Origin of the sequence: Aerococcus sp. HMSC10H05 (genome assembly GCF_001806975.1) — a bacterium.
GTDB classification, from domain to species: Bacteria; Bacillota; Bacilli; order Lactobacillales; family Aerococcaceae; genus Aerococcus; species Aerococcus viridans_B.
In genome coordinates this window covers 12942-36611 of sequence record NZ_KV786969.1, presented here as the reverse complement: position 1 = coordinate 36611, position 23670 = coordinate 12942, and the positions used below count along the sequence as shown (strand labels likewise).

Genomic DNA, 23670 nt, shown 5'->3' with positions numbered 1-23670 from the left:
TTGGTCACCAACACTATTTGACACAGAACCATCTTAAATTATGCTTCTTCTACAGTGTCAGTGATTAAAGCCATTGCTTTCTTCAATGCAATATCATTTTTTAACATGTCTTCTGTTACGACATTTTTAACTTCTTCAACAGTCATGTTGTAAGTTTCAGCTAATGTAGCAATTTCTTTTTCTACATCTTCAACTTTTGCAGTAATGTTTTCATCTTCAACGATTTGCTCAAGAATTAAGTTCGTTTTTACGCGTGTATCAGCATCTTCTTCGAATTGAGCATGTAAGTCAGCTTCAGTTGTACCTGTTAATTGGAAGTACATTTCTTTAGAGATACCTGAACGTTGCATTTCGTTTAAGTAGTGATCCATTTGACGGTGAACTTCTTCATGTACCATTTCGTGTGGTAATTCAGTAATTTCAGCGTTCTCTACTGCTAAACGTAAAGCTTCTTCTTCACGAGCTTCTTTAGCTGCTGCTTCTTTTTGCTCAGTTAATTCTTTACGGTATTTTTCTTTTAATTCGTCTAAAGTTTCAACTTCTTCATCAACATCTTTAGCAAATTCATCATCTAATTCTGGCACTTCTTTAGTTTTTACTTCATGTACTTTCACTTTAAAAGTAGCATCTTTACCAGCTAATTCATCCGCATGATATTCTTCAGGGAAAGTAAGGTTTACTTCTACTTCATCGCCTTCTTTTACACCAACTAGTTGGTCTTCAAAACCAGGGATGAATGAGTTAGAACCTAATTCTAATGAATGGTTTTCCCCTTTACCACCTGCGAAAACTTCGCCATCTTGGAAACCTTCATAGTCGATAACTACTGTATCGCCATTTTCAGCAGCCCCATCTTTTAATGCTAATTCACTTAAATTAGCTTGCGCTGCAGATAAACGATCATTGATTTCTTCTTCAGTCACTTCAACTTCTTGTTTAGAAACAGTTAGGTTTTTATATTGACCCAATTTAACTTCTGGTTTAGTTGCCACGTATGCAATTAATTCCCAGTCAGCATTTGGTTCGGCAGATTTAATATCAAAGCGAGGTTGTGTAACAATATCCAAGCCTGATTCTTCAACAGCTTTTGTGTAGGCTTCTGGTAAAACGATGTTTACAGCATCTTCAAGTAAAGTTTGTTCACCAAACATTCTCACAAACATTTGATAGTTTACTTTTCCTTTACGGAAACCTGGTACAGATACATCCTTTTTAATTCGGTTAAAAGCTTGTTTCTTAGCTTGTTCTGCATCTTCTTTTGCTACGGTAAAGTGTAAAATACCTTCATTTGTTGATGTTTGTTCATAATTTACTGACATTTAAATTCCCCTAACTCTAGTTATATTTACTAATCGATTACGTATTTATGCATAATCTTGACATCATAAAATACTACACTAAAACTCACGAGTTGTCTAGTTAATGAGCCAAAATCGCCTTTAATGTTATAATAAACTTGAGGTTTTTTCTTGTTTTTATATTAAAATCCATGATAAAACTATTGTACAAAGGACAAATAGGATAGAATAGAATAAATATGGTCTCTTAGATAATGACCATATCTAAAGGAGGGCATCATGAGATATCCTAATGGTAAAATCTACCATAATCAGACAAAACATTCCCTATCCCCAGCTTCTAAAGGGAAGTCAAGCTTTGCTAAACGTGGTATGAAGTTAGAAGAAATGATTAATCAGACCAACCAGTGGTATTTATTGCGTGATAAAGCTGTTATTCACAAAAAGCCAACACCTGTTCAAGTTGTGTCAGTTGACTACCCAAAAAGAAGTCGTGCAAAAATAACAGAGGCTTACTATAAATCTGCTTCCACAACAGACTACAATGGTATTTACAAAGGAAAGTATCTTGATTTCGAGGCTAAACAAACTAACCTTAAAACTAAATTTCCTCTTCATAATATTCATCAGCATCAAATAGATCACATGACAAATTGTGCCAAGCATGGTGGTGTTTGTTTTGTCATATTTCTATTTAAAGAACTTCATGAAGCCTATGTATATCCCATTACTGCTTTATTAGAAGATTGGACAAATTTTTTAGCTAACGATATCACTGCAATCCCTTTGAAAAAAATTCAAACTAAAGGTTTTTCAGTAGATATGGGCTACCAACCCCAAATTGACTATTTAGCAGCAGTGGATAAAATGATAGCAGTGAGTGATTAAAATTAAACAAACTTACTAGGAGTGATAAACATGAGTCAAGATCAAAACTCAAGACGACGAAGTCAAAACAATAGAAAATCGTCTAAGAAAAATCAACGCAAGCGAAGCTCGTCAAACCGTTCTGGTATGGCCCTTTGGAAAAAGATTTTAATTGGGATTGTTGGACTAGGTGTAGTTATAGGGGTTGCCCTTTCCATTATTGCTTTTTTATGGATTTCTGATAGCCCTTCAATTTCTGAAGAAGATTTGTATGGCACGATTGCATCAAGTGTATATGATAACGAAGGTAATGTCGTTTATGAAACAAGTCAAAATGATCGTATAATTGTTGACGAAAATGATATTTCACAACAAACATTTGATGCAGTAATATCTATTGAGGACCGCCGTTTTATGAAGCACAACGGTTTTGATCCTATTCGTATAGCAGGTTCATTTTTAGCTAACTTAAAGGCGGGTGGGATAGCACAAGGTGGTTCAACCCTAACCCAGCAATTGGTTAAATTGACCTCTTTTTCAACGAATGAAGAGGACCAGACCTATAAACGAAAAGTGCAAGAAATTTGGTTAGCAATTCAAGTAGAACAAGACTATTCTAAACAAGAAATTTTTGAGTTTTATATTAATAAAGTATATATGGCGAATGGTGTCTATGGTATGGGTACTGCTGCTGAAGTATATTATGGTCAATCATTAAGTGAACTATCTTTAGCGCAAACCGCCCTACTAGCCGGAATGCCCCAGGCACCAAATGCTTATGATCCATATTCTGAACCTGAGGCTGCTTTAGAGAGAAGAAATCTTGTACTTTCTGAAATGCTAGATAATGAAAAAATTACCCAAGAAGAATATGACGAAGCTGTTGCAACGCCTATCGATGAAGGCCTATTAGATATCGAAAGTGAATCTACTGCTGAAACACAAACGGCAATTATGCTAGATGCTTATATTCAAGAAGTTGCTGCTGAAGTGGAAGAAGCTGGGTATGATATGTATTCAGATGGTTTACAAATCTATACACACCTAGATATGGATGCGATGACTGAAATCTACAATACGATCGAGGATGAAGATGGTTATTTCTTCACAAACGATAATATGCAAGCCGCGGCTTCACTTGTAGATACTGAAACAGGACATATACTCGCCCTTTATGGCGGCCGTAATCAAGATGGGCAACTATCATATAATCGCGCAACTCAGTTAGAACGAAGTGTTGGCTCATCAATTAAACCATTTGCTGATTATGCAACGGCTATAGAGTATCTGAATTATTCAACTGAATCCTCTATTAAAGATGAGGAACACGAATTCTCAAGTGGTGATGAAATTAACAACTGGGATAACTTATATCATGGTACTATTACACTTCGCCAAGCCTTAATTGGTTCACGTAATATTCCAGCTTTAAAACTACTGCAAGAAGTAGGTACTGAACAAGTAAATGAATTCCTACAAAGTATGGGCATTGTGTTAAATGACGGAAATGGTGTTTACGAATCAAATGCTATTGGTGGTGAGATTACACCATTACAATTAAGTGCTGCCTTTGCTACTTTAGGTAATTATGGTGAATATAACCAGCCACGTGCGGTTGATTATTTCACAACGATAGATGGTGAAGAAGTTACTATTGATTCAACAAGCAATCAAGCAATGGATGAGTCCACTGCATATATGGTAACCGATATGCTCAAAGATAACTTCACGGATACTGCATACGGATTATCTACTAACTACCATACAGCTGGTCTAGCTGAAGCAGGTAAGTCTGGTACCACCAACTATACAGAAGAGCAAGCTGCTGAACTCGGTGTTGACTCAAGTGCTGTACCGGATACCTGGATGTCAGGTTATACAACTGATTATGCCCTATCAATTTGGACTGGTTATGATAACCCATTCTCTACCGATGAGGTCGGTTATATTGATGGACCAGATCGATATATCGTAAGTTATCTATACCAAGCTATTATGGGATACCTATCCACTACTTCAGAAAATGCGGATTGGGTACAGCCTGATTCAGTACATGAAGTGAAATTAGTTAAAGATGCAATACCAGATGAATTCCCAACTAATGCGACACCTTCATCACAGGTGTTAACTGGTTTAGCAAATGATAGCCTTTATAAGGATTATCAAAATTGGCTAGCATCTGGAAATGCGATTGTTCAATCATCGTCGTCTTCTAGTCGTGTATCTTCTAGCAGCTCAAATTCACCTGCTTCATCGTCAAGTTCAAGTGCATTATCATCAGTTGAAGAATCGATGGAGGAATCAAGTTCTTCTGATATTGAAACATCTGAATCAAGTGAGAGTGATGGTTCAGAAGTGGAGGCCCCTTCAAGTGAAGTGGATTCTTCAACTTCCGAATCTATACCTGAAGAACAACCAAGTGCTTCTTCATCAGTATCAAGTCCAGCAGGTTCTGATGATACTATAGGTGAAGATGAAGCTGCCTAATTAATCATGATCTCTAAATAATAAATTGTAGAGGCTGGGACCAAAAATGTCTCAGCCTCTCTTTACTATATAAGAACGTTTATCATTGGGTTCCAAAAGTCAGTATTGTCCGATACTTCCCAAATGTCTCCAATAATATTTCATTATTGTTCGCCTTTTGGTTCAGTACGTCAATTCTAAACGACTATTGTCTCACCTTCTATTTATTGTGCTTTTTAAATGAAGCCTTTATAATAGAAATAATCAAACAAAAAGAGGGGGAAATTATGTTTGCACTAGATTACTACGATACCGTAACCATTCCATCTGCATCAAAAGACCGCCCTTACATCCCAGTTTATGCATGGCAAGAAGCAGAATATCCAAAGGCCATTATCCACATTGTCCATGGGATGTCAGAATTTGGTGGCCGTTATAAAAAAGTAGCAGAGTCATTTATAGCGCAAAATTTTCTAGTCATTGCTCATGATCACATTGGACATGGCGGGCTAGCTAAGGAACACAACCGCCTAGGTTATTTTGGTACAACAGATGCTGGGCATATTATGGTTGAAGATCTACATCGTGTAGTTCAAAAAACAAAAGAACATTATCCAGATTTACCTTACTATATCCTCGGTCACTCTATGGGTGCTTATATTACTCGTTTATATCTTGGAAAATATAGCCAAGAAATTGATGGTGTCCTCCTTAGCGGAACTAATACAAATAGTCCTTTATTCGCAACTGGTGCTGCCTTGGCACCAATCTTAAATATCCTTCATCCTGACGCTTATAATTATTATATTCATCAAAAGTTATTTGGTACCGGTCTCTCCGATGATCCTAGCGTTGCTAATTCGTATCCAGAATATTGGTATCCACCTAATAATGGTGAAGAACGCGATTGGCCCCTAGTCGGCTTTGTTTTTACTAATAATGGATTTGCAGAATTAGTCAAAATTGCCCATAAAGCAACAATAACTTCATGGACCCGAAATATCCGTAAAGACTTGCCAATTGCTATTATTGCTGGTCGTAACGATCCTTTGATCAATGGCGGAAAAGAAACCCAAAAACTAGCCAAAGAACTGATCCGTGCTGGTTTCGAAGATGCCACCATCATGATGTTTGAAGATAGAGGTCATGAGTGCTTAATGTATGGTAATACAAAGCCTGTATATCAGATGATTAACAATTGGTTTAAAAAACAACTTAAAACATCTTCTAAATAAACGCACATTATTAAAAAGCACGCCTGTCATTTTTCGACAAGCGTGCTTTTTACTGTTTTTCATTAAGTCCACTTATGATAGTCTTCATCTGACATAGCTTCTACCTGTCCAAGTAAATAACCATTACCTACTTGCGAGAAGAAGTCGTGGTTAGATGTTCCCGTAGAAATACCATTCATTACAATTGGGTCTACATCATCTGCTGTATCAGGGAATAACGGATCAAAACCAAGATTTTGAAGGGATTTATTCGCATTATAACGTAAGAAGATTTTCACATCTTCTGTCCAACCTAAATCATCGTAAATATATTCACTGAATTTCGCTTCATTTTCATATAATTCGTATAGTAAGCTAAATGCCCAGTTTTGCATTTCTTCTTGTTCCTCTTTTGATAATTGGTTGAATTTAATTTGGAATTTATAACCAATATACGTACCATGGACACTTTCATCACGCAGAATCAATTTAATGATTTCAGCAACGTTAGGTAATTTACCATTACCTAAATACCATAAAGGTGCGTAGAATCCTGAATAGAACAAGAACGACTCTAGGAAGACAGAGGCTACTTTTCTTTGCAAGTCATTACCGTTTTGATAAATATCATTAATACGGTTAGCTTTATATTGAATAAATTCATTTTCACGTGTCCAAGCAAAGATTTTGTCAATTTCTTTAGGTGTGTTCAATGTTGAGAAAATTGATGAATAGGATTTGGCATGGACACTTTCCATAAATTGGATGTTATTATATACCGCTTCTTCATGTTGAGTACGGATTGATGCCTTCAATGATTGTATGCCATCTTCAGATTGTAAAGTATCTAGCAAGGTTAACCCACCAAATACTTTTCCAATCATATCTTGTTCTTCACTTGATAGTGTACGCCATGTATCTAAGTCATTTGATAATGGAATACGTGTATCTAACCAGAATTGTTCTGTTAACTTTTCCCATGTTAACTTGTCAATCATATCCTCAATATCATTCCAGTTAATAGCGATATAAGGATTTTCATTAAAATTCGTCATGTATGTTCCTTCCTTACTACAATTTCTACGGATTAAATAGTACAGCTTTCACAGTAGTTAGCCCCAACTTCTTCGTTATTATCTGTAAACGTACGTACATAGTAAATAGATTTAATGCCACGTTTCCATGCATAACGACGTAAAATATTTAAATCACGCGTTGTCATCTTGCTTGTACGGCCTTCTTTCCATGGATATAGACCTGCTGGAATATCTGAACGCATGAATAAGGTTAAGCTCATACCTTGATCAATATGTTGTTGAGCAGCTGCGTAGATATCAATAATTTTACGGTTATCGATATCATAAGCAGATTGGTAATAAGGTAATGTTTTATTGTTTAAGAATGGTGCTGGGTAGTATGTTTTACCAGTTTTCTTCTCTTGACGTTCTTCAATTAACTGAATAATTGGATGTAGACTTGAACTCGTTTCATTTACATAAGAAATTGAACCTGTCGGTGCAACTGCTAATCGGTTTTGATGGTATAAACCATGTTCTTGTACTGCTGCACGCAATGCTTTCCAATCTTCTTGTGTTGGGATATGAATACCTTCAAACAATGCAGCTACCTTTTCAAATTCAAAAGTTGTCGCTTCATTAATATATTTGTCAAAATATTCACCCGTTGCATAAGTTGAGTTTTCAAAGTTATCAAAACTTACACCTCGTTCTTTAGCAATTTTATTTGAAGCAACTAAAGTATAGTAGTTCAATAATAAGAAATACTTATCTGTAAATTCTACTGATTCTGGAGAACCATAGTACATTTCATTTAAAGCAAAGTAAGTATGTAGTCCCATAGCACCTAATCCAATTGTATGTGCTAAGTCATTCCCTTTCTTAATAGAAGGCACTACATCAATCGATGATGCATCAGTAACGTAAGTTAACCCACGTACCATGGTTTCAACAGACTTACCAAAGTCTGGTGAATGCATTAAGTTATTAATATTTGTTGATCCTAAGTTACAAGAAATATCTGTTCCTAATTCTTCAAACGTTTGGTCATTATTGATGATTGAAGGTCGTTGAACTTGTAAGATTTCAGAACACAAGTTACTCATCACAATCGTTCCATCAATCGGATTTTGATCATTTACAGTATCGATGTTGATGATATACGGATAACCAGATTCTTGTTGTAATTTAGAGATATCATCTTCTAAATCACGCGCACGGATTTTAGATTTTCTGATTTCAGGATTGTTTACTAAGTTGTCGTACTCTTCAGTGATATTAACATAAGCGTATGGTTTGCCGTAAATGCGCTCAACATCATATGGACTAAATAAGTACATCATTTCATCTTTTTCTGCTAACTCATAGAACTTATCAGGTACAACTAGTCCTAATGATAAAGTTTTCACACGAATTTTTTCGTCTGCATTTTCTTTTTTAGCAGATAAGAAAGATACCACATCCGGGTGGAATACGCTCAAGTATACAGCACCCGCACCGTTACGTTGGCCTAGTTGATTAGAGTATGAGAATGAGTCTTCTAATAATTTCATTACTGGAATAATTCCTGAAGATGCATTTTCAATTTTCTTAATCGGATCACCGGCAGCACGAATATTCGTTAAGTTAACCCCTACTCCACCTCCTAGACGAGATAGTTGAAGCGCTGAGTTGATTGTACGACCGATTGAGTTCATATCATCTGTTGCTTGAATTAAGAAACATGAAACTAACTCACCACGACGTTTACGACCTGCATTAAGGAAAGTAGGCGTTGCAGGTTGGTAACGCTGATTAATCATTTCATCACGTAAATCACTCGCAACTTGCTCGTCACCGTTTGCTAAGTATAAGGCAGTAAATACAATACGGTCTTCGTAGCGTTCTAGGTAACGTTTACCATCGTTAGTTTTAAGTGCATATTGTGTATAAAACTTATAAGCACTCATAAATGATTTAAAACGGAATTTAAAGTCATACGTCTCTTGCATCAAACGTTTAACAAAATCACGATTATATAAGTTTAAAAAGTCTTCTTCTAAATAGTCATTTTCGATTAAATAGTCAATTTTTTCATCTAAAGTATAGAAGAACACTGTATTTGGATTTACATGCTCTAAAAAGTAAGCACGAACCGCTTCTTGATCTTTTTCAATTTGAATTTTCCCATCAAGTGGACGGTTAACTTCATTATTTAACTTGAAATATGTAATTTCTTTATCTTGTACTACTGCTTTAGGTTGGTCCAATTTCATTCACCTTTTCTTTCAAAATTGTTACGTCGTTCATATTTCCCTGAAATTCAAAAGTCAATAGCAAAGGTACATTATACGCTTTTGCTAAATCTTTTGCAGTGAAACAATAAAGTTCATTGAAATTTAAATTCCCTGAACCACAAACGCCTCTTAAATACGATAGATTTTGACCAGTTTCAATAAAATCATTCAATATTTCGGTTACTTCAATATCATAAGTTGGAGCAATCACGATATAGGGTTCGCTTATTTCTTGAAAAGCATTATCCATTGTAATTCTAAGGCTATCCATTTCAAGTTTATTTACAAACTTTTGTGTCTGCCCTGTTAAGGACATATACACAATCTTCACATCACATTCCTCCTAATCAAAGAATGACACCACTACATGTAGTGGTGCATTTCTATTATATACAACTATATATGGTTTTTTGTTAGATTTCAACTATATTAAACCACAGTTTGTTTTCTGCAAACATTTATTCTCAACTAAGCCAAGAGTCATTATAAAATACAATCACTAGAATAAGCCACCATTTAAGCTAGTTCTTCTCCCTGGTAAAAATATTTTTATCGGCAAATCTGCCACCAACTAAATCTTTTGTCTGTAAATTTCTTTTGAGTTTATGTCTTAAATTATACAAAAAATGTTTTATCCCTAAACATAATGACTATGACTTGATTTTTATCATTTACAAACGTAATCTTTAACTGTTAAGGCACATATCGAAAGGAGTAAATAATGGTAACAGCAAAAACAAATCCTAAAAGTCATGATTTTCAAGATGTGTCTGCTTCAGAATGGGAAATTATGCGTGTGGTGTGGGCTCAAAAAGAAACCAACTCCCGCACTATTATTGCTTCCTTAGCAGATAAAAAAGGCTGGAAACCGGCCACTATAAAAACCCTTATTGGTCGTCTAAGTAAAAAAGGCTGGCTAGAGACTGTTAAAAATGGTAAATCGTTTATTTATCGACCAGCCATAGATGAAGATACGGCATTACAACATCAAGCCAAGACATTATTGAATGGATGGTGCAATACAGATGCCGATAAAGTCATCTCTGCACTGATTCAAGCATCCATTTTAGACGATAGGATGAAAGATAATATCCTAACTGCTTTAGACCAAGCAACCTACGTTGACCATGTAACTTGTCATTGTACTCCTGGACAATGTATACATCATCCAGACACACATTAATGTTTATTCAGATAATTGCCAATTAATTGGCGTACGGCCAGACTGAACGAGTAACGCATTCGCCTTGGAAAATGGCTTGGTTCCAAAGAATCCACGTGAAGCAGATAAAGGGCTGGGATGGACTGAACTTAGAATATAATGCTTATTTGTATCAATTAAACGCGCTTTTGCTTTTGCTGAATTTCCCCATAAAATAAAAACTATTGGTTTTGGGGCATCATTTAACGCCTCTATTGCTGCATCGGTCAACAGCTCCCAGCCTTTACTTTTATGGGCGTTTGCCTGACTATCTGGAACCGTTAATACAGCATTTAATAATAAAACGCCTTGATCAGCCCACTCTCTCAAATCGCCATGATCTACCTGGGAAATAGCTAAATCTGCTTCCAGTTCTTTATAAATATTGCGAAGCGATGGAGGGATTTTTACCCCTTTTGCCACTGAAAAACTTAGACCTTGAGCTTGACCGGGTTGATGGTAAGGATCCTGTCCTAAAATGACTACCTTTACCTGATTAAAAGGTGTGTGTTCAAAAGCTGCATAGATGTTCATTGGGTCCGGATAAACCGGCCCTTTTTTATACTCTGCTGCAATAAATTTTTCAAACGTTCTAAACGTTTCAGATGTGAGTACTGGTGCTAACTCTCTTGCCCAATCACTTGGCAGTTTACCAAAACTTGTCATAACATCTACTACCCTTCTCTTTTATATAGCTTATATTATAGCACTTCCCAGCATAATGAATGTGTTTGACTTAGTTTAATCCTAACCAACGAACATACCGTTTGACTAGTGAATTTAAATTGACCATGTTAAACTAAAGTTAACTTAATTGAGATAGGAGCTTATAAATGATTGAATTGATAGTTTCGGACATGGATGGCACGCTATTAGATGAACACATGGATATTCCACAAGAGAATATTGATGCAATAATGCATACATATAATAAGGGGATTCCTTTTGTTGTATGTACTGGTCGTAATTTTACAGAGGCTAAAGTAAAATTAGACGAAGCAGGTATTCGTTGTCCTATCGTTGGTTTAAACGGTTCGATCCTTTTTGACCGTAATGGTAAGGTAGAGAATGAAGTAGATATTGAAGATCAAACTGCTCTCGATATTCTAGATAAGGGGTATGAAGCTGGATATTATATGGAAGCAATGACCAGTAAAAATGTATATTCTTCTTCGCGTGAACAACGTATATTAGCGATTACAGAACTTATTCATGGTATGAATCCCCAAATGTCTTTAGAAGAAGCAAGAACACGTGCAACACAGTCAAATGAGGTTACCACAATTGAATATCGTGATGATTTACGGACGTTAGTAACTGAGGAAGGTCAAGCCATCATTAAAATTACCTTTGTAGATGCTGACCCAGACAACACGATCAAACCACTAGCAGAAGAAATTGGTGCGCTATATCCTGATACTCATATCACATCATCATTCAAATATAATATTGAAATTAATCATGCGGACGGTACTAAAGGAAAAGCCATTGAAAAATACTGTCAAGATCATGGTTATCACATTGATAACGTAGTCGCAGTGGGTGACAACTTTAATGATGTCTCAATGTTAAAAGCTGCAGGCTATTCATATGCCATGGCCAATGCAGAAGCTGAAGTAAAAAAACATGCAAAATATGAAACAACTAGTAACTATGATGGCGGTGTTGCGAATGCGATTTATCATGCTTTAAAATTAGCTGATAGTCAATAATGAACAACTATAATAAAGTCTTTATCGGAGGTAGCTAATGAACGAAAAACATTTAACTGATCCTCGTACTGTTTACTATCATCAAGCGTTTCCTGAACAAGCCCATCAACATCCTCAGTTAGAACAAGTAATGGATCCACAATCCATTACTGGTGAAAATGAATATCAAGGTAACGATCGGTTAAAAGATAGAAATGCTTTTATTACCGGAGGTGATTCTGGTATTGGTCGAGCTGTTGCAATTGCTTATGCCAGAGAAGGTGCAAATGTTGTTATTCAATACTTGCCTGGTGAAGAAAAAGATGTTGAAGATACCCTGGGGATTTTACAAAAAGAGCCAGGCCAATTTTCTGCAATTCCTGCTGATTTCAGAGAGAGTGGCCAAGCGAGTCAAGCTTATCGAAAAGCACATGATTTTCTTGGCACAGTGGATATTCTCGTCTTAAATTCGGGTGAACAAGTAGCTATACAGCAACTACAAGATCTAACGATTGATCGGGTAAAAGAGACTTTTGATGTCAAGCTATTTTCAATTTATGAAATCGTCCGCGAAGCTGAACAAGATTTAGTAGCAGGAGCTTCAATCATCACCACTTCGTCTGTACAAGGTTTTGATCCAAGTCCTTTCTTCCTAGATTATGCTGCTTCAAATGGTGCGATTAATAATTTAACTGTTTCCTTAAGTAAATACTTTGCACCTAAAGGCATACGAGTAAACGGCGTCGCTCCTGGTCCCGTTTGGACACCTCTACAATTGGATGGTGGCCGTCCAAATAATGACTTAAGTGATTTTGGTCAAAACACCCTATTGGGACGTCCCGGTCAACCTATTGAAATGGCCAGTTTATATGTATTTCTAGCCTCCGATGCTGCATCTTATGTTACTTCTCAAGTATTTGGCGCTACGGGTGGCAAAGCTGTACATTTATAAAAAGTTTTCCAAAGAATAAGCGAGTAAAGCCCATGGCCTTGCTCGTTTTTTTTCAAAATGAATATAGGCATATATTGTCAAAATAGCACTCTAGTATTCAAGATATATTATTTCAGATTTATAAAAATTACGTTATACTAAACTTAAGATAAATTTAAATTTAGTTGTTACTGTAACCCAAGAGAAACGAAAGGACACAATAATTATGAAAGAACGAATTGGTTTGATTGATATAGGTTCAAACTCTATTCGCCTTGTTGTCTTTCAAGTCGAAGATAATTTAGCCATGCGAGAGATTCAAAATATTAAAATTCCCGCACGGATTTTTCAATATATAAACGATAATAATGAGATGTCACAAGAAGGTATTGATACCTTAGCTAGAATTATTGGCGCATTTGCAAAAGAAGCTGCCATTCTTAAAGTTGACCGTATCTTACCTAAAGCTACTGCAGCCATTAGACAATCTGCGAATAGAGATGACATCATCCATCAAGTGAAGAAAAAAACTGGCGTTACAATTGAATTAGTACCGGAAGAAATGGAAGCCTATTATGGATTTTCTGCAGTTATTCATTCAATGAGTGATAGAGATGGGGTCACCATTGATATTGGCGGAGGTTCAACAGAAATAACACTTTTTAAAGATAAAGAGTTGGTTCAAGCCTATTCTTTCCCATTTGGTGCGGTATCTTTACAAGAAAAATTCTTTAGCGGAAAAGACTTTAATGATGCGAAAAGTATTAAAGAAACTCGTAAATTTGTTCGCCAAGCTTTTTCTGAGCAGCCCTTTTTTGAAAATATAGATTTACCTATCTTTGCTATTGGTGGTTCTGCACGTAATGTTGCGCGTGTCCATCAGATGCAATCAAATTATGGGATGGCTGGATTACATGAATATACAATGAAGCCTAATCAAATTGATCAGGTCTTTGATACCTTTGTCGATTCATCAATGAAAGAAATGCTCAAATTAGAAGGCTTATCTTCTAATCGAGCAGACATTATCATACCAGCAACAATTGTTTTCCAAGAACTCATTGATACAGTGAACGCCTCCATATTTAAATTTTCACAGCAAGGTTTACGTGAAGGGATTGTTTACGAATATCTAGAAGAGAAATATCGTGCAGCATTTGATATTCACCACGTCGCTCAACAAAGTGTCGAGCGCTTATCTAGTATTTATCAATTTTCAATGTCCGATTCTGCACAACGTATGGTAATTGCACGCCAGCTATATACTGCTTTAAGTGAGGATGGCTATCTTAATTGGAGTGACCATGAATTAGAATTAATGAACTACGGTGCATATTTGTATAATCTTGGCGAAATGATCGAACCAGGAAATGCTTCTCAACATACATTTTACCTACTTTCCAATTCTAATTTAAATGGATTCTCTCACCCTGAAAGATTAGCACTGTCCATTTTAGCTTCATATAAAAATAAAACTTTATTTGACCAATATTTAACTAGCTATGGAGAAATGCTAGACGATAAACAAATGGAAAACCTTCAAAATATTGGAGGACTGATCAAGTTTGCTGAATGTCTAAATGATTCTCATAATAATATTGTAAAAAGTATGGATACCGTAATGAAAGGCAAACACTTAATTCTACGTGTATTCTACCAAGGAGAATTATTATCCGAAGTTTATCGTTCTGAAGATCAAAAGAAACACATCGAACGGGCTATCGGTAAAGATATAACCTTAGAATTTATACATGCAAATTCATATCGGGCCATTATTTAACAGTTACTAAACTCTCCATAGTTTAATAAGAAGGAGAATACGAAAATGACTGAACAAATCAAATACAATCTTGATAACCCTGATTACTATGAAAATCGAGAAGTATCTTGGTTAAGTTTTAACCATCGGGTATTACAAGAAGCTGCCGATGAGAGAAATCCCTTACTAGAACGTTTAAATTTTCTAAGTATTGGAACCTCAAATTTAGATGAATTTATGATGGTTCGTGTCGCTGGATTACAAGACCAGTACCATTTAAATGTGAATGAATTAGATAGTAAAAAGCAATGGACGCCTGAACAGCAGTTAATTGCAATAGCTGAAAAGAATCATGAAAACAATGAGTATCAATATGCCTTGTACCAAGATTTGAAAAAAGAAGTGGCAAAACATCATATTCACTTTATTCCCTTCAATGAAGCGCCAATGCATCGTCAAGAAAAAATGAAAAAATTCTTTTTTAACGAGATATACCCAACGCTTACCCCACTTGGTATCGATGCTTATCGCCCTTTTCCAAGCTTGAATAACAAATTAATTCATATATTTGTGAATTTAAGTCGCGAAGGTGAACAGCAAGTAGCCATTGTGCCAATTCCGCAATTGGTAAACCGCTACTACCATTATGAAGAAGATGGTAAACACTATCTCATTAATTTAGAAGATATCGTTTCAAACTTTATTGAAACCTTATTTACTGGCTACACTATTGAATCCAGTTTCTTGTTCCGTATAACTCGTAATGCCGATTTGGACATTCAAGAAGATGGTGCGGAAGATTTATTAACAGTTATTGAAGACTATTTAGTACAACGACGTAATGGTATGGCCGTTCGTATTGAAATTCAACAAGATGATGACCATGATCAAGACTATGTCCAAGCAGACATCGAATACCTATTGGAAGAATTGGGCTTACTAGAACGTGACCTATACTTCGTGAATGGGCCACTTGATCTAACTGGTCTTGGTGATGCCATTGATATTTTAGAGAATTATTTCCCTAATTTACGTTATGAACCGTTTAAACCTGTTTACCCTAGTGAGTTACAAACCTCTAGCTTATTCAAATTAGCTGAAAAACGCGATATTTTTGTGCACCACCCTTATGATTCATTTAAGCCTGTAGTTGAATTTATCCAAGATGCGGCTAACGATCCACATACCTTAGCAATCAAGCAGACATTATACCGGGTATCATCTAATTCGCCTATTATTTCTGCCTTGAAAACAGCTGCAGAACGAGGAAAGCAAGTTACCGTGTTAGTAGAATTAAAAGCACGTTTCGATGAAGAAAATAACGTCCAATGGGCAAAAGTATTAGAAGAAGCTGGTTGTCATGTAATTTATGGTAAAACGCATTTAAAAACCCATTCGAAAATTGCCATGGTGGTTAAACAAAAGAACGGTCGCGTTTACCGTTATGTCCACCTTGGAACAGGTAACTATAATGATAAAACGGCTCGCTTCTATACTGATATGGGGATCATCACAACCAATGAAGGGATTGCAGAAGACGCAACAGATTTCTTCAACTACTTAAGTGGCTACTCTAACCAACCTGACTACCACTACCTACACGTATCACCTTTCGCAATCCGTGATAACTACATTGAAGATATTGAAGATGAAATTCAAATGCATAAGGCTTATGGTAATGGTCATATTATCGCTAAAATGAATTCGCTCACTTCAAAAGATGTCATTAAAAAATTATATGAAGCAAGTCAAGCTGGTGTAAAGGTTGATTTAATTATTCGTGGAATTTGCTGTTTAGTACCTGGAATTCCAGGGGTATCAGACAACATTACTGTTCTTTCCGTTATTGGTCGTTTCTTAGAGCACAGCCGAATTTACTGGTTTAATAATAATGGTGATGAAAAATTATTTTTATCATCAGCGGATATGATGACTCGAAACATGATACGCCGAGTGGAAATCGAATTCCCAATTTTAGATAAAAAAATACATAACGAGATTATGGAAATTCTTAAAGTCTATCTTGAGGATAATACCAAGGCTCGATTCAAATTGCCTGATTGTACATATCAGTATGTGCAAAACGATTTAGCGCCAGTGGATTCCCAACGAATCTTCATGAAAAAGGCTCAAAACGAGAGTGATCAAGCTAGAACATCGGCTCCTCAGAGTAAAATGACTTGGTTTGAACGCTTACAAAACCGTTTAAATAAAAAATAGTGAGATATTTATTCGTTATCTAAAATAAAAATAGTACCTTTGGTTCAAATGTATTTGATTCAAGGGTGCTAATCATGTACCATGAGTATGGTTAGGCGTTTTTCGCCATGAATCTTACGGAAGAAAGAGGATCAAGATGTTAACTGTAAATAATGTAAGTGTACAATTTGCGAATCGTAAATTGTATGATGAAGTAAACTTAAAATTCACTCCAGAAAACTGCTACGGCATTATTGGCGCTAATGGAGCAGGTAAATCTACATTCTTAAAAGTTTTATCTGGAGAAATAAGCCCAACAACCGGAAACGTATCAATGGGAGAAGATGAACGTCTATCAGTCTTAAGTCAAAATCATTTTGGTTTTGAACAATATACCGTTTTAGACACAGTAATCATGGGTAATAAGCGTTTATACGATATTCGAGAGGAGAAAGATGCTTTATATGCTAAAGCTGACTTCTCAGAAGAAGATGGTGTTCGCGCTGGTGAATTAGAAGCTGAATTCGCTGAAATGAATGGTTGGGATGCTGAAAGTGAAGCATCACAATTATTACGTGGTTTAGGTATTGATGAAGACATGCATTACCAAACGATGAGTGAATTAGCCGAACAGGAAAAGGTAAAAGTTTTACTAGCACAAGCTTTATTCGGTGAACCTGATGTTTTACTTTTAGATGAACCAACAAACGGTCTAGATTCAGATACCATAGAATGGTTAGCTGAATATATCATCAACTTCCCTAATACTGTATTAGTTGTTTCCCATGACCGTTATTTCTTAAATAAAGTATGTACACATATCTGTGATGTAGATTATGGGAAAATCCAACTTTATGTTGGTAACTACGATTTCTGGAAACAATCTTCAGAATTAGCAGCTAAACTACAAGCTGATGCAAATGCGAAAAAAGAAGAAAAAATAAAGGAATTACAAGACTTTATTGCTCGCTTCTCTGCCAACGCATCTAAATCAAAACAAGCCACATCTCGTAAGAAGACATTGGAAAAAATCGAGTTGGACGATATTCGTCCCTCAAGTCGTAAATACCCATTCGTAGGTTTTGAACCAGAGCGTGAAATTGGTAATGATGTCCTAACAGTAGAGAACATTTCTAAAACAATAGATGGCGTAAAAGTATTAGACAATATTTCTTTTATTATTCGTCCTAAAGATAAAGTTGCTTTTGTTTCTCGTAATGATGTCTCTACAACTGCTCTGATGGAAATCATCACCGGTAATATGGAACCAGATTCAGGTTCATACAAATGGGGAATCACTACTAGCCAAACATACCTAGCCCGTGATAACTCTGATGAATTTGAAAATAGTCAACAAAGTATCCTAGACTGGTTGCGTCAGTTTGCTAATGGTCCAGAAGAGGAAGATAATACTTTCTTACGTTCGTTCTTAGGGCGCATGCTTTTCTCAGGTGATGAAGTAAACAAAAACTTAGATGTTTTGTCTGGTGGAGAACGTGTTCGTTGTATGTTATCTAAAATGATGTTATCCAAAGCAAATGTCTTAATAATGGATGATCCAACAAATCACTTAGATTTAGAATCTATTTCGAGTTTAAATGAAGGATTAATTAAATTTAAAGAAGTAGAATTATTCACTTCTCATGACCGAGAGTTTATCCAAACAATTGCTAACCGTATCATTCACGTAGCACCAAATGGTATAGTTGACCGTATGGATACAACTTATGAAGAATTCTTAGAAAATAAAGATGTGCAAGACCGCATCAAAAAATTATACGCTGAATAAAGGAGCTGATGACAAAAGAAAGAGAGCTATAATCTTTTGCCATCAGCCAAACTGATAAAAGCAGACCGGTTTCGGTCTGCCTTTTATTCACTCTAGCTATAATTCCTAATTTAAAAGCAGTAAAAATATTTTAAGGAGGAGAACACTTGAATTTTATCTGGCAATATATAAAAAAATATCCTGGTAAATTATTTATTACACTGATTGCTACATTTGGTACTGCTGCTGTTATGATCGGCCTGCCTACCCTTTTAGCACAGATGATTGATAATGCAATCATTACACGGAACATCCCTTTATTGTGGCGATATACATGGCTAATGATGGGCTTGGTAATATTAGCCTTAGTTTCTAGAACACTTACTGCGTACACGGTTTCTAGTATCGTCAATGATATGGTAATGAACATCCGAAATGATGCTTACCAAAAAATGCAAAGTCTATCCCATCATGAATTTCAAGAATTAGGGGTCGCATCATTAACGACACGTATTTCAACCGATGCTTTCGTGATTTTACAATTTATGGAAATGACTTTAAAACAAGGTTTGGTATCTCCTATGATGCTAATTTTCTCTATTATAATGATCTTCTCCATTTCACCAGCATTAGGTATTTACGTTATTCCTGTATCGATCATTATTATCTTATTAGTTATTTTTATCGCCAAATATACGTTACCTATTTCTGAAAAACAACAGGCAAGTTTAGATAATATTAATCGCATTCTGCGAGAAAATATCACTGGTTTACGGGTAATTCGTGCTTTTAACAACGAGCAATTCCAAGAGGGGCGCTTCAAAGATGTCAACCACTCCTACAAAAAACAATCTGGAAAATTATTCAAAACGATTGCGATTACACCGGCTGCTTTCTCTTTACTACTAAATACTGTGATCATCGCCATTCTATGGTTCGGTGCAGGTTTAATTGAACAAGGTACTATGCAAGTAGGGATTATGGTTGCCTTCATCGAATATGTTTTCCATGCACTGTTTTCATTACTCATGTTCGCAAATATTTTTATGATGTATCCCCGTGCTGCAGTATCCGCTGGCCGGTTAGAGGAAGTAATGGATATGCCAATTACAGTTGCATCACCTGATGCACAAGTTGCCATTACTGAAACTGATGAATTTGGTACCCTAGAATTTCGCGATGTCGATTTCGCTTATCCAGATGCTTCTAAGCCAGTTTTGAGAAATATTTCCTTTAAAACAAAGCCTGGTGAGACAGTAGCCTTTATTGGTTCAACTGGATCAGGTAAATCAACTATCGTTAAATTAATTCCGCGTTTCTACGACGTAACTAAGGGACAAATATTAATCGATGGCATTGATATACGTAATTATGATTTAGATGCCTTACGAGCAAAAATTGGTTATACCCCGCAAAAAGCCTTATTATTTACTGGAGATATCGCAGAAAACTTACGTTATGGTAAATATAATGCCGATGATATGGATTTAGACCGAGCTACCAACGTGGCACAAGCCTCTGAATTTATTAACCGCCTAGAAACAAAATACGCAACACACTTAGATGAAGGTGGTGCTAACCTATCTGGTGGTCAAAAACAACGGCTTTCTATTGCGCGTTCAATCATTGCAGAGCGAGAGATTTATATTTTCGATGACTCATTCTCAGCTCTGGACTACAAGACTGATGCAGCTGTTCGTCAAGCCCTGCAAGATGAAACGAAGAATGCGACAACAATTATTGTTGCACAGCGTGTAAGTTCTATTATCCATGCCGATCAAATCATCGTTCTTGATGAAGGTGAAGTGGCTGCTCGTGGAACACATAAAGAACTACTAAAATCTTCAGAGTTATACTATGAGATTGCATCATCTCAATTAAGTGAGGAGGAATTAAATCGTGGCTAATACAGAAATTGAAAAACGAGAAATTCCAACGAAGGAAATTTTAAGCAATCTATGGCAATATATCAGACCTTATAAGGGTCAGTTTATATTAGCAATGCTTGCCACTATTTGGATGAATATTGCTGGTGTTTTAGAGCCTTTTGTACTAGGTTTAGCTATTACTGAATTAACCAGTAATGTCGTAGATATTATGAACCAAGTACCGGGTGCAAGTATTAATTTCCAATATGTTGGTTATATTGCCCTACTATATTTTATCCGTGGCTGTTTCTTTTGGTCCGGTCAATATTTAGGTCAATATTGGCTAACAAACGTGGTACAAAATGCTATTTACGACTTACGTAATGATGTTGCTAAGAAAGCGAATCAAATGCCTGTTTCCTATTTTGATAGCCATCCTACCGGGGACATTTTGTCTCGAATGACTAACGATATTGATTCAATTACTAACGCATTACAACAATCATTTATTCAATTTGTAAATGCTATCTTGGGGATTTCATTTGCAGTTGTTTCGATGTTTTTAATCCAATGGCATTTGGCGTTAATTATTCTAACTACTATTCCATTGTCATACCTTTTCGCTGAACTAATTATTAATCAATCCCAATCAGCCTTCCAGAACCAAGCAAATGCCTTGGGTAACTTATTTGGCTATACACAAGAACAGTTATCTGGATTCACAGAAATTAAGGTTTACAGTCGTCAAGCAGAATCTGTGGAAGAGTTTAAACATCGTAATCAACAATTACGTGACTATGGTTTTAAAGCCAGCTTCCTATCATCTCTTATGATGCCACTCTTAAATACTGTAAGTAATTTAGGTTATGTCGCGACAGCCCTGGCTGGTGGTTTATATACACTTGCTGGTAAGTTGACAGTAGGTAATTTACAAGCCTTAGTGCAATATGTAATACAAATTACCCAACCTATCCAAATGCTTACTCAGCTAAGTGGGGTCTTACAATCCGCATTAGCTGCTGCTCATCGTGTTTTTAACTTCTTAGCAGAAGAAAATGAGGTCCAAGAAGAAGTTACCGGTCATCTACCAGCAAAAGTTAAGGGTGCTGTAGAATTTGATCACGTACGCTTTGGTTACGATCCAGAAAAACCATTAATGAATGAAATTTCTTTCAAGGTTGAACCTGGTCAAACAGTAGCTATTGTTGGACCAACCGGTGCTGGTAAAACCACTTTAATCAATTTATTGATGCGGTTCTATGACGTAGATGCTGGCGCTATTAAAATTGATGGTGTACCAACTAAATCCATGACAAGAAGTGAATTACGTAATCACTTTGGTATGGTACTACAAGATGCTTGGTTATATACAGATACTGTTTTAGAAAATATCCGTTTTGGTAAACTTGATTCGAATGATTATGAAGTACAAGAAGCAGCAGAAATTGCGAACGTTGATCATTTTATCAATACTTTACCGGGTGGTTATGAAATGGAAATTAATGAAGAAGCAAACAATATTTCCTTAGGTCAAAAACAGTTGATGACAATTGCCCGAGCTGTCATTGCCGACCCAGATATTCTAATTCTAGATGAAGCTACCTCATCGGTAGACACGCGTCTAGAAAAATTGATTCAAGAAGCGATGAATAAAATAATGGAAGGTAGAACGAGTTTTGTTATTGCACATCGTTTGTCTACTATTCGTGACGCTGACTTAATTCTTGTAATGCAACAAGGGAATATTACTGAGCATGGTACCCATGATGAATTAATGGCTGCAGGTGGCTTCTATGCCGACTTATATAATAGTCAATTCTCTGAAGAAACACCTATGGATGTTTCTATGGGTTATTCTTAATGCTTTATGAATAAAATTTATAATATCAAAAGGACGATGACCAAAGCGAGTCATCGTCCTTTTATTTTTTATTATTGGTCTTTCTTTTAATGAATATTATTCGTTTTTGTAGTTACTTTAATATTATCTTGTTCTAAGTTGTAATTAATTGTGGCAGATGCAAGTTTATAGCATAAGGCAAAAATGGGTACGGAAAGTAGCATACCCGCTAATCCAAAGAATGCACCTGAAACTGTTACTGAGAATAATACCCAAATACCAGGTAATCCTACTGATCCTCCTACAACACGTGGATAAATAATATTTCCTTCAACTTGTTGTACAACGATGATGAAAACCACAAACCAAATAGCTTGTACAACATCCACAACCGCAATCAAGAAAAAGCCGACTATCCCTCCCATAATAGCACCATAGATAGGGATTAAAGCCATCGCTCCCGTTAACACAGAAATCGATAAAGCAAATGGAAAACGGAAGATAGTCATACCAATGAATACTAGTCCTAATAAAATACCTGCTTCCACCACTTGTCCAGAAACGTATTGACTAAAGGTCTCATTAGCTTCAGATACAAGGTTTACAGTAAAGTTTCCCCAGTTTTTAGGCATGGTACCATAAATGATCTTTTTAAATTGTCTAGCCAATGTCTCTTTCTTAAAAAGGATGGAGGTTCCAAAAATAATTGCTACGAAAGTATTAAATACCCCACTTACCAAATTACCAACCATGCTAATAGTAGTGTCCAAAATACCGGAAGTAAAAGTTTGAACCATAGAGAATAACTGGTCACGTAACTGATCTGTATTCACATTTAATTGGTTCACAGTCTCAAGTATCTGTGGATTATCTACAATATATTGGTTAATAGCTAAATATAATTTGTTAATTTCTGAAGGTACTTGGCTGATGAAAGACCCTAATGTGTCCTGCAAATCTGGTAAAACTAAAAAGATAATGAAAACAATAATACCTATAATAATCACATAGCCGAATAATATACCAACAATTCTATACCAGGTATAATATTTCCCAACCCACTTGGTCATGTATTTCTCAAAAAATTTCAAAGGTAAATTGAGGATAAAAGCCAAAGCAGCACCTAATAAGAATGGCAAAGTCACTGAAATAACAGAATCTATCATTCCTTTAATGATATTAAAATTATTCATTGTCCAATAACCAACTATGACTACAAACAATAAGCTAACGATTCTTCGCCAGGTAAACTTTTTCTTCACTATTCGCCTGCTTT

At 35.9% G+C, this 23670-nt stretch carries 16 protein-coding genes and 1 pseudogene; 11 read left to right on the top strand and 6 right to left on the bottom strand.

Translation table 11 applies throughout. The features are described from left to right. Positions 1-38: 38 nt before the first annotated feature. On the bottom strand, positions 39-1319 hold the full coding sequence (gene tig, locus HMPREF3116_RS03440; protein ID WP_070467804.1) for a trigger factor: 1281 nt from the start codon (positions 1317-1319) through the stop codon (positions 39-41). Positions 1320-1577: 258 nt separating this feature from the next. On the opposite strand from tig, the gene recU reads away from it, so the two are divergent. The 3 genes from recU (at position 1578) to HMPREF3116_RS03425 (ending at position 5866) form a co-directional block, all read left to right on the top strand. Further along, the gene (gene recU, locus HMPREF3116_RS03435; RefSeq protein WP_083272745.1) at positions 1578-2186 is read left to right on the top strand and encodes a Holliday junction resolvase RecU; all 609 of its coding nucleotides are present in this window, start codon (positions 1578-1580) and stop codon (positions 2184-2186) included. Positions 2187-2216: 30 nt separating this feature from the next. Further along, positions 2217-4652 (top strand): transglycosylase domain-containing protein, encoded by a 2436-nt coding sequence (locus HMPREF3116_RS03430; protein WP_070467802.1) that lies wholly within the window; start codon positions 2217-2219, stop codon positions 4650-4652. Between the two features lie 266 nt (positions 4653-4918). Continuing rightward, positions 4919-5866: an alpha/beta fold hydrolase gene (locus HMPREF3116_RS03425; protein WP_070467801.1), complete on the top strand. Its 948-nt coding sequence runs from the start codon at positions 4919-4921 to the stop codon at positions 5864-5866. 62 nt (positions 5867-5928) lie between these two features. On the opposite strand, the gene nrdF is transcribed toward HMPREF3116_RS03425, so the two are convergent. Genes nrdF through nrdI form a run of 3 tightly spaced genes read right to left on the bottom strand, consistent with a single transcriptional unit; the run spans position 5929 to position 9468 of the window. Then, positions 5929-6900 (bottom strand): class 1b ribonucleoside-diphosphate reductase subunit beta, encoded by a 972-nt coding sequence (gene nrdF, locus HMPREF3116_RS03420; RefSeq protein ID WP_070467800.1) that lies wholly within the window; start codon positions 6898-6900, stop codon positions 5929-5931. 32 nt (positions 6901-6932) lie between these two features. Further along, positions 6933-9116: a class 1b ribonucleoside-diphosphate reductase subunit alpha gene (nrdE, locus tag HMPREF3116_RS03415; RefSeq protein WP_070467799.1), complete on the bottom strand. Its 2184-nt coding sequence runs from the start codon at positions 9114-9116 to the stop codon at positions 6933-6935. Next, complete coding sequence (gene nrdI, locus HMPREF3116_RS03410; RefSeq protein WP_070467798.1) at positions 9097-9468, bottom strand: class Ib ribonucleoside-diphosphate reductase assembly flavoprotein NrdI; 372 nt, start codon at positions 9466-9468, stop codon at positions 9097-9099. The genes nrdE and nrdI overlap by 20 nt, the downstream gene beginning before the upstream one ends. A 390-nt stretch (positions 9469-9858) precedes the next feature. Between nrdI and HMPREF3116_RS03405 the strand changes: the two genes are divergently transcribed. Then, a complete protein-coding gene (locus HMPREF3116_RS03405; RefSeq protein ID WP_070467797.1) occupies positions 9859-10320 on the top strand; it encodes a BlaI/MecI/CopY family transcriptional regulator in 462 nt (153 codons plus the stop codon). Between the two features lie 3 nt (positions 10321-10323). On the opposite strand, the gene HMPREF3116_RS03400 is transcribed toward HMPREF3116_RS03405, so the two are convergent. Continuing rightward, positions 10324-11004 (bottom strand): uracil-DNA glycosylase, encoded by a 681-nt coding sequence (locus tag HMPREF3116_RS03400; protein ID WP_070467796.1) that lies wholly within the window; start codon positions 11002-11004, stop codon positions 10324-10326. Between the two features lie 167 nt (positions 11005-11171). On the opposite strand from HMPREF3116_RS03400, the gene HMPREF3116_RS03395 reads away from it, so the two are divergent. From HMPREF3116_RS03395 to HMPREF3116_RS03365, 7 genes and pseudogenes are all read left to right on the top strand, one after another. Then, positions 11172-12050, top strand: a complete 879-nt coding sequence (locus HMPREF3116_RS03395) for a Cof-type HAD-IIB family hydrolase (RefSeq protein ID WP_070467795.1) — start codon at positions 11172-11174, stop codon at positions 12048-12050. Between the two features lie 37 nt (positions 12051-12087). Continuing rightward, positions 12088-12981, top strand: a complete 894-nt coding sequence (locus HMPREF3116_RS03390; protein ID WP_070467794.1) for an SDR family oxidoreductase — start codon at positions 12088-12090, stop codon at positions 12979-12981. A gap of 205 nt (positions 12982-13186) precedes the next feature. After that, positions 13187-14740: a Ppx/GppA family phosphatase gene (locus tag HMPREF3116_RS03385; protein WP_070467793.1), complete on the top strand. Its 1554-nt coding sequence runs from the start codon at positions 13187-13189 to the stop codon at positions 14738-14740. Positions 14741-14776: 36 nt separating this feature from the next. Continuing rightward, positions 14777-16939, top strand: a pseudogene (locus HMPREF3116_RS03380) (RNA degradosome polyphosphate kinase); the annotation flags it as partial. 136 nt (positions 16940-17075) lie between these two features. Next, positions 17076-18707 carry an ABC-F family ATP-binding cassette domain-containing protein gene (locus tag HMPREF3116_RS03375; RefSeq protein WP_070467791.1) on the top strand — a complete coding sequence of 544 codons (1632 nt, stop codon included), beginning with the start codon at positions 17076-17078 and terminating at the stop codon, positions 18705-18707. A gap of 146 nt (positions 18708-18853) precedes the next feature. Next, positions 18854-20593 (top strand): ABC transporter ATP-binding protein, encoded by a 1740-nt coding sequence (locus HMPREF3116_RS03370; RefSeq protein WP_070467790.1) that lies wholly within the window; start codon positions 18854-18856, stop codon positions 20591-20593. After that, positions 20586-22415: an ABC transporter ATP-binding protein gene (locus HMPREF3116_RS03365; protein WP_305781706.1), complete on the top strand. Its 1830-nt coding sequence runs from the start codon at positions 20586-20588 to the stop codon at positions 22413-22415. Before HMPREF3116_RS03370 ends, HMPREF3116_RS03365 begins: the two co-directional genes overlap by 8 nt. An 86-nt stretch (positions 22416-22501) precedes the next feature. Here HMPREF3116_RS03365 and HMPREF3116_RS03360 read toward each other — a convergent pair whose 3' ends face one another. Further along, positions 22502-23656, bottom strand: a complete 1155-nt coding sequence (locus HMPREF3116_RS03360) for an AI-2E family transporter (RefSeq protein WP_070467789.1) — start codon at positions 23654-23656, stop codon at positions 22502-22504. Positions 23657-23670 lie beyond the last annotated feature (14 nt).

Coding starts and splice junctions, on each gene's coding strand:
- HMPREF3116_RS03405 (WP_070467797.1), top strand. CDS start 9,859: ATGGTAACAGCAAAAACAAATCCTAAAAGTCATGATTTTCAAGATGTG.
- HMPREF3116_RS03400 (WP_070467796.1), bottom strand. CDS start 11,004: ATGACAAGTTTTGGTAAACTGCCAAGTGATTGGGCAAGAGAGTTAGCA.
- HMPREF3116_RS03425 (WP_070467801.1), top strand. CDS start 4,919: ATGTTTGCACTAGATTACTACGATACCGTAACCATTCCATCTGCATCA.
- tig (WP_070467804.1), bottom strand. CDS start 1,319: ATGTCAGTAAATTATGAACAAACATCAACAAATGAAGGTATTTTACAC.
- HMPREF3116_RS03395 (WP_070467795.1), top strand. CDS start 11,172: ATGATTGAATTGATAGTTTCGGACATGGATGGCACGCTATTAGATGAA.
- recU (WP_083272745.1), top strand. CDS start 1,578: ATGAGATATCCTAATGGTAAAATCTACCATAATCAGACAAAACATTCC.
- HMPREF3116_RS03390 (WP_070467794.1), top strand. CDS start 12,088: ATGAACGAAAAACATTTAACTGATCCTCGTACTGTTTACTATCATCAA.
- HMPREF3116_RS03375 (WP_070467791.1), top strand. CDS start 17,076: ATGTTAACTGTAAATAATGTAAGTGTACAATTTGCGAATCGTAAATTG.
- HMPREF3116_RS03385 (WP_070467793.1), top strand. CDS start 13,187: ATGAAAGAACGAATTGGTTTGATTGATATAGGTTCAAACTCTATTCGC.
- nrdE (WP_070467799.1), bottom strand. CDS start 9,116: ATGAAATTGGACCAACCTAAAGCAGTAGTACAAGATAAAGAAATTACA.
- nrdF (WP_070467800.1), bottom strand. CDS start 6,900: ATGACGAATTTTAATGAAAATCCTTATATCGCTATTAACTGGAATGAT.
- HMPREF3116_RS03430 (WP_070467802.1), top strand. CDS start 2,217: ATGAGTCAAGATCAAAACTCAAGACGACGAAGTCAAAACAATAGAAAA.